Origin of the sequence: Kitasatospora dryopteridis (assembly GCF_050749075.1) — a bacterium.
Classification (GTDB): Bacteria; Actinomycetota; Actinomycetes; order Streptomycetales; family Streptomycetaceae; genus Kitasatospora.
The window spans coordinates 8,280,530-8,294,652 of sequence record NZ_CP192749.1; the positions used below are offsets into that span (position 1 = coordinate 8,280,530).

The window sequence follows — 14,123 nt, forward strand, 5'->3', positions numbered from 1 at the left end:
GCACGGCACCGCGCCGACCGTCCCCACACCGCCCGCTGCGCCCCGGCCGGACTGGCCGGGGCGGCCGCCGGTGGCCCGGCGGCTGTCGGGGTCAGTAGGGGCCGTTGACGTTGTCGATAGATCCGTAGAAGTGGGCGGCGTAGTTGCAGGCCGCGGTGATGTTGGCCACCGGGTCGTAGATGTCGGTGGAGGTGCCCGGCACGTGGTAGGCCTGGAAGGTGGGGTCGATGACCTGGAGGAGGCCCTTGGAGGGGTGTCCGGCGGCGGCGTTGGAGTCGGTGAGGTTGATGGCCCGCGGATTGCCGGACGACTCCCGCATGATGTTGCGGTGGATCCCGTCGTAGGTGCCGGGAATGTGGTGCTCGGCCATGACGGCCAGCGCTTCCTTGATCCAGCCGTCCAGGTCGCCGGCGGCCTGGGCGGTGGGGGCGGCGGCCGGCTGGGGGCTCGTCGCCGCGGTGGAGGGCGTGGTGGGCTGCGCGCTGCCGGGGGCTCCCGTCCGGGCGGTGGCGTTCGAGGCGGTGGAGGCGATCGGTGCCGTCGAGGGTGCGGCCTGGGTCGGCGTGGTCGTGCTCCGGGCGGTGGTGCCGGGCCCGGCGGTGCCCGCCCGGTCGGCCGTCCGCTGGCGGGCCGCCCTCGTCGGCGCGGCGGTCGGGCGCACGGCGTGCGGTGAGGGGTCCGCCGTGTGCCTGGTGCCGGTGCTGCGCTGTACGGGCACGGCCGTGCGCTGCGTGGGGGAGCCGGTGCGCTGCGCGGGGATGGCGCCGGTGGTGCGGCTCGTCGCAGCGGTGTGGCGGGCCGGCGGGGGAGTGCTCCAGGCCGTGGGTTCGAGCTGCGGAGTCCGGCTGCCGGCCGAGGTGGCCTGAGCGGAGCCGTCGGGGTGGCCGGGGGCCGCATTGGCGGTGGTGACGGCGACGGCCGCGGTCGCCAGGGCCGCGGTGGTGATCCACCGGCCGGACAGGAGAACGGCCGGGAGGCGGCGCGGTCGGGCGTGCTTCGGCATGGGGGCTCCGGGACACAGAAGGGGCGACAGGTCGCACGAACGGGGGACGGGTCGCAGCGCACGGTGCGCGAAACGGGACACACGGCAGCGCTGCGCGGGAAGGCCGGGGGATGTCTGCGGGCAGCACGAGCTGCCCGGGCGGACGCCCCGGGCGTCCGAGGGGCCGGGCGGGCACGGTGGTGGCAGCAGCTGAGGAGGCGGCGGGGTCAGACGCGGGGTGGGCTCGGAGACACGTGCCCGGGGACGGGGCCGTCCCGCGGGCAATCGCTGATCGCTGTCACGGTGTCACCTCGGCAGGAGAGCGGGGCGGTGGGCGTGCAGGGCGCATCGGGGCGGACGTACCCGGTGCGGCCGGGGATCGGCACCGCGAGGGTCCCTGCGGACATTGGTCGGTGCACTGACCGACGGGGTTGGGGTTTTCTATCCCTCCGGCGACGCCGGAGTCCAGACTTTTCCTGCAAAAAGCCCCGAACGCGGCGGATATCACAAAAACACCCGCCGGCTTGCGCGCCCGGGCGGTCGGTGGCAGCGGCGGGCCCGGCCCGTCCCGTACGGGACCATGGGCAACGGGGCCGGGAAGGGGCGTCCGGCAGGTCGCCGCGACGCCGGCCCGGCCGTCCTCGGGCGCCACCGGCTACTGTGCCCGGTCATGGACGAGAGTTTCGACGCGCGGGCCGTCAGGGCCGTGGGCGGAATCGACGCGCGAGCATGCGCCTTCCGGACCGACGCTGTGACGGCCGGCAGCGAGGCCGGGGGAGCCGGTGCCGTGAGCGGGCTTGCGCAGCTCCTGTCGTGCATCGGGCCGACCTGGGGGGACACCGCCGACTGGAAGGCGGCCGAGGTGCCACGTCCTGGACAGGTGAAGTCGCCGGTGGGTGACCGGTTGTCGGATCGGATCGCGTTGGGGGTGCTGACGCGGGCGTTTCCGCCGGAGTTGAGCGATGAGGTGGTCGCGGAGTGCGGCCGGGTCGAGCAGCGGCACCGGTTGCTGCCGGCGCGGGTGGTGGTCTACTTCGTCCTGGCGATGTGCCTGTTCTTCGGCCAGGGCTATGAGGAGGTGGCCCGGCTTCTCGTGCAGGGGCTCGAGGGCGAGGGCCGGTGGGCGAAGGTGTGGCGGGTGCCGACGACGGCGGCGATCGGCCGGGCCCGGCTGCGGTTGGGACCGGAGCCGTTGCGCATGCTGTTCGCCCGGGTCTGTCGGCCGGTGGCCGTCGCCCGGGCGCCTGGTACCGGCGGTGGCGGCTGGTCGCGGTGGACGGCACGGTCTTCGATGTTCCGGACACGGCGGCGAACGCGGAGTTCTTCGGCCGACCGGGCACCAGCCGCGGTCAGGGCCGCAGCGCATATCCGCAGGCCAGGGTGGTGGCGCTGGCCGAGTGCGGCACCCATGCGGTGTTCGCGGCCGAGGTGGGTCCGCTGTCCGTCCACGAGACCGTCCTGGCCGAGGGGGTGTTCCCCGCACTGGCCGAGGGCATGCTCGTGCTGGCCGACCGCGGCTTTTGCGGCCTGGATCTGTGGCGGGCCGCGAAGGCGGGCGGCGCCGATCTGCTGTGGCGGGTGCGGAGTGTGGTCGTGCTGCCGGTCGTCGAGACGCTCGAGGACGGCTCCTACCTGTCGGAGATCGTCGCCGCCCGGGACCACTACCGGCGGACGGACCCGGAGCGGGTGCGCGTCGTCGAGTACACACTCGGCGGTGACGGCACCGTCTACCGGCTGATCACCAGCATCCTCGATCCCGCCGAGGCACCGGCCGCTGAGCTCGCCGCCCTGTATGCCCAGCGGTGGGAGATCGAGAACACCCTCGACGAGATCAAGACCCACCAGGGCGGGTCCAGCCTGGTCCTGCGCTCGCAGCACCCGCGCGGGGTCGAGCAGGAGGTCTTCGCGTTCCTGCTGGTCCACCACGCGCTGCGGGACCTGATGCACCGGGCCGCACTGCGGGACGGACACGACCCGGACCGGATCTCTTTTACCCGCACCCTCCGCATCGTCCGTCGCCATGTGACCGGGCAGGCGGCGCTTTCCCCCTCCCGACTCGCCCGGGCCACCACCCGGAGCCTGCGTGAGATCACGGAACGCCTCCTGCCTGCAAGGCGGTTGCGCTCCAACCCCCGCGTGATCAAACGCAAGATGTCCAACTGCGCGGCACTCCGTTGGCGGTCTCGCTCACCGGTGGCAACCGCAACGATGTCACCCAGTTGATCCCGCTGCTGCAGGCGATCCCACCGGTACGTGGCCGGGTGGGCAGGCCCCGACGCCGGCCCGGGCTGCTGTACGCGGACCGCGGCTACGACCACGACAGCCACCGCCGGCTGGTCCGTGCTCTGGGCGTGACCCCGGTCATCGCCCGCCGCGGACAGACTCACGGTTCAGGACTGGGCACCTACCGCTGGGTGGTTGAGCGTGCCCTGGCCTGGCTGCACGGCTTCCGCCACCTCAGAATCCGCTGGGAGCACCGCGACGACATCCACGACGGCTTCCTGCAACTCGCCACCTGCCTCATCCTCTACCGGCGCGTCCAAGCATTCTGTTAGGGCCTTCCACAACCTTCTCCAGGCCGCATAGCCCGACCCGCCGGCGATCAGCCCACCTTGTCCCGGCCATCTCAACGGTCACTTATGGGACAGCCCTTAAGGGCTGTCCCATAAGTGATCTTGCTGTGCGATGATCTTGGTCGTGGCGTGTGGCGCCGGCGGGCGTTGATCTGCATGCCGGGAATCGGGTCCCCATCAACGGGGTTGGTAGGGGATGAGAGCCACCATTGGAGGGTCATGCGAGCGATTCAGGTGTACGAAGTGGGCGGTCCCGAGGTGCTGCAGGAGGCCGATGTGGACCAGCCGCGGCCGGGTCCGGGCGAGGCGGTCGTGGAGGTCGCCGCATCCGGGGTCAACTTCCTCGACGTCTACCACCGCGAGGGTCGATACGTCCTCCCGCTGCCTTTCACCCCGGGCACTGAGGGCGCTGGCACGGTCGTCGAAGTTGGACCGGACGTGGCTGACGTCGCCGTGGGGGACCGGGTCGGTTGGGTGGAGATTCCCGGCACCTATGCCGAGCGGGCCGTCGTGGACTCCTCGCGGCTGGTGCCGCTGCCCGACGATATCGGCTTCGAGACCGCCGCCGCCGTGCTCCTGCAAGGAATGACCGCGCACTATCTCGTCACAGACGCTTACCCGGTCCAGCGGGGCGACACGGTGCTCGTGCATGCGGCTGCTGGTGGCATGGGGCTCCTTTTGACCCAGCTCATCACCCACCTCGGCGGCAGGGTGATCGGCACGACGTCGACCGCGGCGAAGGCCGAGCTGGCGAAGCGTGCCGGGGCCGCTGAGGTGATCCTTTCCTCCGCAGTCGACGATCTCGCAGCCGAGGTGAGGCGGCTCAACGGCGGTCAGGGACTGCCGGTTGTCTTCGACGGCGTCGGCGCGCACACCTTCGATGCGAGCCTCGCCAGCCTGCGAACCCGCGGCCATCTCGTGCTCTTCGGCGCGGCAAGTGGTGCCGTGCCGCCGTTTGATCCGATTCGGCTCGCCCAGGGCGGTTCGCTGACCCTGATCCGGCCCAGCCTCGGGGACTTCATCGCCGATCGGTCCGAACTGCTCCGACGGGCCGCCGATGTGTTCGAGTGGGTGCGCTCCAAGGCGCTTGAGGTCACCGTAACGGGCCGCTACGCATTGTCCGAGGCCGCCCAGGCCCACAGCGATCTGGAGGCTCGGCGTACCACCGGCAAGCTGCTCGTTGTACCGGATGCAGCCGTTATTGGATACCGCGAGGGGACGCGCAGCTGATGCAGGGTTCCGCTGGGTGACACGGCGGGGATACCTGGGTCCCGTACTGGGGTGCCGTCACGATGGCCCGCTCAACGCGCGGGCGCCTGCCAGAGAAGGAGCTTTCGCTTCTAACCTGCGCGTTTCATCTGGGGTTGCGTCCGGATCATGATCGAAAAAGAGAAAGTGCCTTCTGAGCTGCAACGATGAGGCTTGTCTAAGGTCCCAGTCGTTCCAGCAGGAAGGCACTTTCTGCGTGCACCCTACCCGCTCACGTCCCAAGCTTGTCGTCAGCGCCGACGGGCACGGGGTGGTCAGCCACGCCGGCTCGCGTCTGCTCGCGGATCTGGCTGATGCCACCACGCTGACCAGTGCCTTCTCCGATGCCCTGCACCGGCTGCGACCACGCGGGACCGGGCACGATCCCGGCCGTGTCGCGGTGGACCTGGCGGTGATGCTCGCCGACGGCGGCGAGGCGATTTGTGACCTCGCCGTACTGCGCGACCAGCACGAGGTGTTCGGCCCCGTCGCCTCCACCCCGACCGCCTGGCGCGTGCTGGCCGGCATCGACGCGGCAGCCCTGAACGCCCTACGGGCAGCGCGGGCCAGGGCCCGCGAGGTCGCCTGGCTGCAGGCCGGCGAGACCGGACGCCCGATACCCGCATCGCATGCCGGAGGACGTGAACTGCCGGGTCTGGTGCTGGACATCGACGCCACCCTGGTCACCTGCCACTCCGAGAAGGAACAGGCCGCCGCCACATACAAACGCGGCTTCGGTTACCACCCGATGCTGTGCTTCCTGGACAACACCGGCGAGGCCCTGGCAGGTCTCCTGCGACCGGGCAACGCCGGCGCGAACACCGCCGCCGACCACATCACCGTCCTCGACCAGGCCCTCGCCCAGATCCCCGATGCCCACCGCCACGGCACCCCGGTCCTCGTCCGCGCCGACAGCGCGGGCGGCGCCAAGGCCTTCCTCGCCCACCTGCGAGCCCTGCGGCAACGCGGGATCCGGACCACGTTCTCGGTCGGGCACGCCGTCACCGACCAGGTCCGCAGAGCCATTCGCGCACTGCCCGAACAGGTCTGGCACCCAGCGCTGGAACAGGACGGTTCCCTCCGTGCCGGGGCCGAGGTCGCCGAGCTGACCGGCCTGGTCGACCTCACCGGACACCCGGACGGCACCCGCATCATCGTCCGCCGTGAGCGGCCCCACCCTGGGGCCCAGCTGTCCCTGTTCGACCAGGACGAGGGCATGCGCCACCAGGTCTTCCTCACCGATACGCCCGCCGGCGAAGGTTCACTGCAGCATCTGGAGGTCCGCCACCGCGCCCACGCCCGGGTCGAGGACCACATCCGCTGCGGCAAGAGCTCCGGCTTCGGCCGCTTCCCCTCCCGCCACTTCGCGATCAACCAGGCCTGGCTGGAGCTGTCCCTGACCGCCATCGACCTGCTCGCCTGGACCCGAACCCTGCTGCTGGACGGCGAGTTGGCCACCGCCGAGCCCAAGAAGCTCCGCTACCGCCTCCTGCACGCCGCCGCCCGGATCACCCGCGGAGCCCGCCGCCTACGCCTGCGGATCGCCGCCACCTGGCCCTGGCGACACGAACTGACCGCAGCGTTCAGCCGCCTGATCGCACTGCCCCGACCGGCCACCTGACAGACGAAACCGCCACTGACCACCCACGACCCGAGGACCCACAGGAGCACCCGGCCATCGCGCCGGGCCCTCGGCATGCCCGTTCCTCGACAGCAGCCTCATCACGACCGACCCGGAAGATCAACCCAGCTCAACCACCCCAACCGAAACGCGGAGGTTAGACCTCACGTACCAGATAGCGGATGTGCTGGTAGTGGTCGTCAAGTTGAAGCCCGCATGACTCAAGGAAGGCCAGGATCCCATCCAGATCCGTTCTCATGTCTCGAATGACTTCCTGCAACTGCAACTCTACTTTTGCCTTCTGGACGCCATCCATAGTGGCGAGTTGCGGATAGACAGCTGCCCAGATCTTGTAGTGCCTCTCCATCGCCCCCTCCAGGACGGAGACATGCCGAACCAGGGGCTCTGGCAGATGCTTCAGATCGTCCACGGTGATTCGCTGCACCTCCTGCCCATGGGATCGAGAGACGAGGGCCCCGTCAGCTTCCTCGATTTGCATACGGTATTCGGGTGGCACGGCCGGTTCTGGCCTCTTCGTGATGAACCGCACCACTTGATCGCCGAATTTATCGATGAGGCCGATGGCCGCCGTGGCGGCCGAGATCGCAGCCTCGATGGTCGCGATGTCCGTCATATTCAGCGCCTTTCTTGCAGAACAGCTAGTGGACATGGGCCAGGCATCAGGGGGCGCAGGGCCTGCGGCTGAGATTCTCGAGGTGCTCGGGGCGAGGGAGTGACGTCGAGAGTGCCAAGTAGGGGACGACCGGGGGCAGCGACGAGTACCCCCGATCTTCGCACCCAGCACAAGAGTGTCGATTCGTTGACACCTCTGCCCGTTGGCAACGCCACTGGAGTGAGGATGGATGGGACTCGACATCCCCTTGCGTGGGCTGCCTCCCAACCAGCGCGGAAAACGACGTCACTGACGCCTTGGAGTGGTGCTCAGCGACGTCGGCTCGGCTCTTACCTGGGCCCTGCTTTCGCACTGCGGGCAGGCGCCGGTATCCGGAAGGGGCGGATGGGGCTGCCACGAGGGCGGCTGAGAACAGCCGATCGATGTCAGACGTTGAGAACAAGCTCAGAAGGAAACGCCCAGTCCAGCCTCTCGCAGTCGAAGCAGGGCCCCGCAGCGACCCAGCGCTTGCTGCGCATGGCCCACGCACTGCGCTACGAGATGCTCGCCGACCGCCGGGCCGAGCGCACCGCCGCCGATGCGCAGGCCGATACCTCCGCCGGTGAATCGCCGCGCGTCGGATCAAGCGATCGCGCGGCCGACGCGGTCGATGAAGTGGGCGACGTTGGCGCAGCCGTGCCCGGCGCTGGTGGCCGTCGGTTTCGTTGATATCCAGGGGGGCCAGGGCGGGGGCAGTGCCGGTGCCGGGTATGGCAAGCGGGTACGCCTGAATCCCGCTCGTGCGCCACTGTGATCGCGGCCGCCGCGTGTTGATCGTGAGTCACACCTCGTCATGTCCGACTGTTCCCACACCTCGCCGACCAGCACGAACACCCGCCGGATCACGAACTACGGCTGTCGTGGCAGATCGCCGACACAGCCCTGGGCCACCGGGCGATTGCCCGGTAACGATAAGTTGCGCGACTCTCTGTCGCGACCGGCGTCCTCGCAGAGGACTGACCGTCAGGACAGGGGCTGCTGGATGAACGAGCCGAGCTCGTTGACGTCCGAGGTGTCGCGGAGGGCGGCGAGGCGGCTCTCGTTCCTGGGAGACGTACCGGTGTCCACGCCGAAGAAGAGGAGATGGCGGTCGGCGGTTCCCTGCCGAAGCAGTGAGACGTTCAGGACGTTCCCGCCTCGGGTGGGGGGTGCGCCGACCAGGGAGGCGAGCTGGGTGTCGACCGCTTCGGCGAGGTCGTCGGCGGTGTGTCCGGAGGCCGGACGAAGCTCGAAGAGGCGAATGCCGTTGCCGAAGTCACGGGCGGGGTCGGTCTGCCCCCGGTCGAGGGAGGGCAGCCTGATGAAGTGGAACCCACCGAGGGCGTCGATCTCGGCGAGGGGCCCGAGTTCCGCGATCGTGCCGTCCGGGTCCCAGAAGCTGTCCGTCGACACCAGCAGGAGGTGGCGGCCGTCGGCGCGGTCCCGCAGCAGGCGCACCGCGCTCACATTGCCCGCCCGGCGAAGCCGCGCCATCTGGCTGACGACGTGGTCCACGACCGCGTCCTTGATGTCCTCGGGCGTCACATCGCTCTTGGGGTGGAGCTCCAGCGCGATCACCGCGCGTTCTGCCTCTGCCATGGATGGATTTCCGTTCCTGTGGGAATTCCGGTCAGCCTGATGAAGGTCTCCGCGCTTCGGGTGACTCCCGGACCTCTTCGACGAGCTGCGGACGAGCGCTCTGTCGGATTCCGTTGCCATGCTGGAACTTCTCTGCATGACGACAGGAGCGAATCTACGGTCTTCTGCAACGCGCCGCGCAGCGGCCGTCCGGCGTGACCGCCGTCTGGCGGACCATGCAGATGCGGCGGTCCAGGACATGCCGCGCCCGTCTGCCCGCCTCGACCTGCCCTGAGGCCCCCGACGCCTGCGTGCTCGGAAACTGCACCAAGGCGACACCGCGGGAAGTCAGCAAGTGCCACCAAGGATCCCCCGTCCGTACGGGCACGGGTGACTCCCAGCAGTGGACGGTTCGCGCAGCGCCGCCCGCAGGGCTGGTGACACCGACCGGTCCGCGCAGCGAGCCCGCGACCTGCGCCGGGGCCCTGAGCACCTGTGCTTGGAGAGGGTGTCCTGCCGTCCGCACACCGGGATCCGGCCGGCAGGGGAGTACACAGCCGTCCCACCACGGGAGTGTCCCGCACCGGCCCACCCGGCCAAGTCCTCGCACGCCACCGACACGGCCGCATCCTGCACCGGTCGGCCGTATCGAAGAGGACCGCCCCGGATCCCGTCACGACAGGATCCGGGGCCAGTGCCGGGGCGCTGGTCAGGTCTTGTTGCCGTCCGGCCAGTGGGAGAGCGGGGTGAAGTCGCTTCCCACCAGCTTGACGGTGCTGCCGGTCGGCAGGAAGGAGTCGAAGTCGATGCGCGGATCGCCGATGTCGACAGTCACCATGAGCAGGTACTGATTCAGCCGGGACCACACGTCCGCGCCGTGCAAGTCCACTGACACGACGTTGCCCGAACGGTGGTCCGGCCGCTTCCTCAGCGCTGCGAGGTGGGGCGAGACGGCGTCCAGGAAGGCCTGCCGGGCCTTCAGCTCCTCCTCCATCTCCTCCTCGGTGGGATTGGATCCTTTGCCCGTGATCTCGATGCCGATCGGGGGCGCGTCAATGCGGAAAATGGTTGTCACCATCAGGGAGAACTCCGATTCTTCAGGGACCAGCCGCGCCGGCGGACACGACCCGCCGGCGCTCCGGTCTACGAACGGGACAACGGCGACCTGGGCTGCCGCTTCGGGGTACGGCGCCTCTCCGGCATGCTGACGCACCGGGCTCGATCCCGCCGGGCGGCACGCCCGACGGCCACCGGAGTCGACTCCAAGGAGACCACCCGGCAGAGCCAACGCGGCCGTACGAGCGCGTCGTGCAGCCACAGCCGCCACCGCGCACGGTGACGGCCTCAGGATGAAAGAGGTTCACTGTCTGTCTCCGCGGGCGAGCGCGTCTCGCCCGGGCGGCGGGTCAGCCCGCGGAGTCCCACCTCCGTCCGTCCTCCGTCCGCTCCGCCACCGTGAAGCTGCGAGCTGCGGCGGCGAGAACGACGCCGCCGACGCCAACCGTGACGGGGACAGCGCCGCGGCGCTCGTCATATCCGTGGCGCGTCCGTATGAAGCGGTGATCTCGTGCTGCGCTGCCGCCGCGATCGGGTGAACCGTCAGCGAGCTTCACGCGCCCATCGCCTGACCGGCCTGCTGAATGGGCAAGGCTTTCATTCTGTCTGCATGCGGAAGAGAGGCGGGGCATGACCCAGGTCCTGGAGTACGAGAGCAATGCCATCGTGGAGCTGCTGGGAGTCCTCCCTGCGGACCGCGATGCGGAGTGGCTGAGGAACTCCCTGCAGCAGGCAGTCATGGTGGAGATCGCGACCATCGGTCCGTATGCGAGCGCCCTGTGGTCGATCAAGGAACCGAACGCGGCGGTTGCCAAGGACATCCGGGAGGTCATCTTCGACGAGATGACCCATGTGGGACTCGTGTGCAACATGCTCACCAGCATCGGAGGGACACCGATCCTTGCCGATCCGAAAGTGGTCCCGAGGTACGAGCGTGCTCTGCCGGGCGGCGTGCGGCCCGATCTCATCATCTTCCTCGAGGGTCTGACCAAGGACTCGGTCGAGATGTTCTCCGAGATCGAACGCCCGGAGCATCCGGTCGCCCAGATGGACGCCTCCGCGACCATCGGGGCCTTCTACGCCGCGATCGGGGAGGTGTTCGAGACGCAGCAGCACCTGATCAGCGGCGACCGGCAGATCGAGTTCTCCCTGGAGAGCCACGGCCAGGGCGACACGATCGTTCCGCTCGACACCATCAAGAAGGTCCGGGCCGCCATCGAGATCATCAAGGAGCAGGGCGAGGGGACCTCCGCCTCACCCGAGAACCCCTTCCCCGGCAAGCCCGGCGAACTGGCGCACTTCTACGTGTTCCGGGAGATGTTCCGCGGCAAGAAGCTGATCAAGGTGTCGGAGAACCCGGTCGTCTGGGACTTCAAGGGCGATGACGTTCCGTTGCCTCCGGCCTACCCCATGGCGAGAGTGCCGGAAGGCGGGTGGGCCAACGGCGGGCCGAACGCGCCCGCGCCCGAGGTGCAGCAGGTGCTCGGCGCATTCAACGCGCATTTCAGCGCAATGCTGCGGGCACTGGAGGAAGCCTGGCAGACGGGTGACTCGGACGCGCTGTTCACGGCGATCGGCCGCATGGGCGGGATGCGCACCGAGGCGCGGAAGCTCGTACAGCTGGAACTGCCCGACGGCAGTGGGAAGACCTACGGGCCGGAGTTCCTGTACGTCGAGGAGTGAGCAGTCCCGTTCGTGGAAGCACCGTTGTGGTCGGTGCTCCTCGCCGCGGTTGGCGATGCCGCCACCCGGCGGATTCCCGCCGATGTCACTACCAGTGCCGGCTGCACACGATCGAGGGGCGGTCCCATGAGGACCGTCCCTGATCGGCCATCAGCCCTTGCAATCACCCAAGCACCTCTGGCAGGCAGGACATCGAAGTCCTGCTGGAGTGGCTCCGAGGTGGGCCGTCACGGTGGCCGGAATGCGGTGAGCAGCGTTGCGGCGGAAGGCGTGCCGGGGGATGGAACTGGACCTGCTCCTGTGGGCCGGCACTGCCGACTGCGGCCCCTGCCCCTGGCGGGGCCGCAGTGAACACCCGCCCCTCCCGCGTCGACCACCACGTCGGCACGGACCGGGCGTAGCCGCCCCACGGGAGTGACATCGGCGCGAACCCGTGTCCCATCCCGGCGCAGGTGAGGCGCAGGCGCCGGCACGCCGGCCGTGCGGGTCGACGCAGCGTTCACGCTGGTGATCGACGACAGCAGGCAGCGGGTGCTGCTCCGAGCGCAAGTCCACAGCCGAACCACCCGATGCCTGAACCCTATTGACGCCACATCGCCCCGGTGCTTCACTCTCCACCGCGAGTGAGAGAGCGCTCTCACCGTGCCGAGGACCTGTCCCGGCCCCCTCCCCATCCACCCACGCCAGGGAGAGTCATGTCTGTCACCCCGACCCGCCGGACCGTGCTCCGCGGCGCAGCGATCGCCGCCGCACTGCCCGTGGCCGGCAGTCTTGCGACCGGCCCGGCCTCCGCTGCGTCAGGCGCCCGCGGCAGCACCGACCTGGGCACCAACGTCCTGGGCGCCAACGTTTTGGTCTTCGACCCCTCCATGGGCGACGCGGCGATCCAGGCCCAGGTCGATGCCGTGTTCAAGATCCAGGAGTCCAACCAGTTCGGCACGGAGCGGTACGCCCTGGCCTTCAAGCCGGGCACCTACAACGTCGACATCAACGTCGGCTTCTACACGCACGTGCTGGGCCTCGGCAAGAGCCCCGACGACGTCGTGATCAACGGGCACGTCACCGCCGACGCGCAGTGGTTCGAGGGCAACGGCACCCAGAACTTCTGGCGGGCCGCCGAGAACCTGTGCATCGCCCCGCCGGACGGCCTGGAACGCTGGGCGGTCTCGCAGGCGGCCCCGATGCGCCGCACCCACGTCAAGGGCAACATGACCCTGTGGCCCAGCCCGCCCGGCAACCGCTGGTCCAGCGGCGGATTCCTCGCCGACAGCCTGGTGGACGGCCAGGTCGAGTCGGGTTCGCAGCAGCAGTGGCTGTCCCGCAACGACACCTTCGGCAGCTGGACCGGCTCCAACTGGAACATGGTCTTCGTCGGCACCCAGGGTGCTCCCGCCCAGAGCTTCCCCAGCCCTCCGATGACCACGGTCGACCGCACCCCCGTCATCCGGGAGAAGCCGTTCCTCACCGTGGACGCCCACGGCTCGTTCCACGTCTTCGTCCCCGCTCTGCGCCGCAACTCCACCGGGACGACCTGGGCCTCCGGCAAGGCCGCCGGACACAGCATCCCGCTGTCCGGATTCCACGTGGCCCGGCCCGGCGACTCCGCCAGAACCCTCAACCGAGCCCTCTCCCAGGGCCGGCACCTGCTGTTCACCCCGGGCATCTACCCGCTCTCCGCCCCTCTGCAGGTGTCCCGGCCCGGGACCGTCGTGCTCGGCCTGGGTCTGGCCACCCTGCAGGCAGTCGACGGCAACGCGCTCGTCGAGGTCGCCGACGTGGACGACGTCTCCGTCGCGGGCCTTCTCCTCGAGGCCGCCTCGGCCGGCTCCCCGGTCCTGCTCCGGGTCGGGAACGGCCGCAGCCGGAGGAACCACTCCAGCCGCCCCACCGCGCTCTTCGACGTCTTCGCCCGCGTGGGCGGCGTCCTGCCCGGCGGCACCGAGGTCGGCATCCGGATCGACAGCAACGACGTGATCGTCGACCACATCTGGATCTGGCGCGCGGACCACGGCCTCGACGGCAGCGTCGGCTGGTCGGTCAACCCCGCCGGCACCGGCTTCCTCGTCAACGGCGACCGGGTCACCACCTACGGCCTGTTCGCCGAGCACTTCCAGAAGTACGAGGTGCTCTGGAACGGCAACCACGGCCGCACCTACTTCTTCCAGAACGAGCACCCCTACGACGTCCCCACGCAGTCCGCCTGGGTCCACCACGGCACCCGCGGCTACGCCGCGTACAAGGTCGCCGACTCCGTCACCGACCACCGGGCCTGGGGCCTGGGCAGCTACTGCTACTTCAACCTGCAGGCCGACATCTACGCCGACCGGGCCTACGAGGTCCCCGACACCCCCGGCGTCGTCCTCACCGACCTGATGACCGTCTGTCTCAACGGCCCCGGCGGCGGCGGCATCCTGCACTGCATCAACAACAGCGGCGATCCGGTGCAGAACGGATTCGGCACCTACTTCATGAAGAGCTACTCGAACGGCGTTGCGACCGCCTGACCCGCCACCGGGGCGGTGCCGGGCCTCCCGGCACCGCCCTGCCGGGCACCTTCGCACCGCGGCCGGACGCCCAGGCCATGATCTCCGGCTCACCGGGGCGTGTCATTGCCGTCTCCCGGCTCCAGCGCCGCGCTCAGGGCCCGCTGCGCAGACGGGACCCTCCGTGCTCCAGGACCTGTGGCCACAAACTGGTCGGTCCGTCGGTGCGCTGCTCGTCGCGTCGGCG

9 protein-coding genes and 2 pseudogenes are annotated in these 14,123 nt (G+C 69.7%); 7 read left to right on the top strand and 4 right to left on the bottom strand.

The window, feature by feature from the left end:
• Nucleotides 1-91: 91 nt before the first annotated feature.
• On the bottom strand, nucleotides 92-1,003 hold the full coding sequence (locus tag ACQ614_RS37940) for a transglycosylase SLT domain-containing protein (RefSeq protein ID WP_431683689.1): 912 nt from the start codon (nucleotides 1,001-1,003) through the stop codon (nucleotides 92-94).
• Nucleotides 1,004-1,844: 841 nt separating this feature from the next.
• On the opposite strand from ACQ614_RS37940, the pseudogene ACQ614_RS37945 reads away from it, so the two are divergent.
• From ACQ614_RS37945 to ACQ614_RS37960, 4 genes and pseudogenes are all read left to right on the top strand, one after another.
• Nucleotides 1,845-3,031 (top strand): annotated as a pseudogene (locus ACQ614_RS37945) (IS4 family transposase); the annotation flags it as partial.
• A 116-nt stretch (nucleotides 3,032-3,147) separates the two neighbouring features.
• Nucleotides 3,148-3,537, top strand: a pseudogene (locus ACQ614_RS37950) (transposase); the annotation flags it as partial.
• 237 nt (nucleotides 3,538-3,774) lie between these two features.
• Nucleotides 3,775-4,785 carry a quinone oxidoreductase family protein gene (locus tag ACQ614_RS37955; protein ID WP_431683690.1) on the top strand — a complete coding sequence of 337 codons (1,011 nt, stop codon included), beginning with the start codon at nucleotides 3,775-3,777 and terminating at the stop codon, nucleotides 4,783-4,785.
• 235 nt (nucleotides 4,786-5,020) lie between these two features.
• On the top strand, nucleotides 5,021-6,424 hold the full coding sequence (locus ACQ614_RS37960; protein WP_431683691.1) for an IS1380 family transposase: 1,404 nt from the start codon (nucleotides 5,021-5,023) through the stop codon (nucleotides 6,422-6,424).
• Nucleotides 6,425-6,581: 157 nt separating this feature from the next.
• On the opposite strand, the gene ACQ614_RS37965 is transcribed toward ACQ614_RS37960, so the two are convergent.
• The gene (locus tag ACQ614_RS37965; protein WP_431683692.1) at nucleotides 6,582-7,058 is read right to left on the bottom strand and encodes a hypothetical protein; all 477 of its coding nucleotides are present in this window, start codon (nucleotides 7,056-7,058) and stop codon (nucleotides 6,582-6,584) included.
• Nucleotides 7,059-7,574: 516 nt separating this feature from the next.
• On the opposite strand from ACQ614_RS37965, the gene ACQ614_RS37970 reads away from it, so the two are divergent.
• Nucleotides 7,575-7,766 carry a hypothetical protein gene (locus tag ACQ614_RS37970; protein ID WP_431683693.1) on the top strand — a complete coding sequence of 64 codons (192 nt, stop codon included), beginning with the start codon at nucleotides 7,575-7,577 and terminating at the stop codon, nucleotides 7,764-7,766.
• 294 nt (nucleotides 7,767-8,060) lie between these two features.
• Here ACQ614_RS37970 and ACQ614_RS37975 read toward each other — a convergent pair whose 3' ends face one another.
• Together ACQ614_RS37975 and ACQ614_RS37980 are read right to left on the bottom strand one after the other, a co-directional pair.
• Nucleotides 8,061-8,675 (bottom strand): hypothetical protein, encoded by a 615-nt coding sequence (locus ACQ614_RS37975; RefSeq protein ID WP_431683694.1) that lies wholly within the window; start codon nucleotides 8,673-8,675, stop codon nucleotides 8,061-8,063.
• Nucleotides 8,676-9,363: 688 nt separating this feature from the next.
• Nucleotides 9,364-9,867 carry a hypothetical protein gene (locus tag ACQ614_RS37980; RefSeq protein ID WP_431683695.1) on the bottom strand — a complete coding sequence of 168 codons (504 nt, stop codon included), beginning with the start codon at nucleotides 9,865-9,867 and terminating at the stop codon, nucleotides 9,364-9,366.
• A 473-nt stretch (nucleotides 9,868-10,340) separates the two neighbouring features.
• Between ACQ614_RS37980 and ACQ614_RS37985 the strand changes: the two genes are divergently transcribed.
• Nucleotides 10,341-11,393, top strand: a complete 1,053-nt coding sequence (locus ACQ614_RS37985; protein WP_431683696.1) for a ferritin-like domain-containing protein — start codon at nucleotides 10,341-10,343, stop codon at nucleotides 11,391-11,393.
• Nucleotides 11,394-12,088: 695 nt separating this feature from the next.
• Nucleotides 12,089-13,897 (top strand): adenylyl cyclase, encoded by a 1,809-nt coding sequence (locus ACQ614_RS37990; protein ID WP_431683697.1) that lies wholly within the window; start codon nucleotides 12,089-12,091, stop codon nucleotides 13,895-13,897.
• The last annotated feature ends 226 nt before the right edge of the window (nucleotides 13,898-14,123 follow it).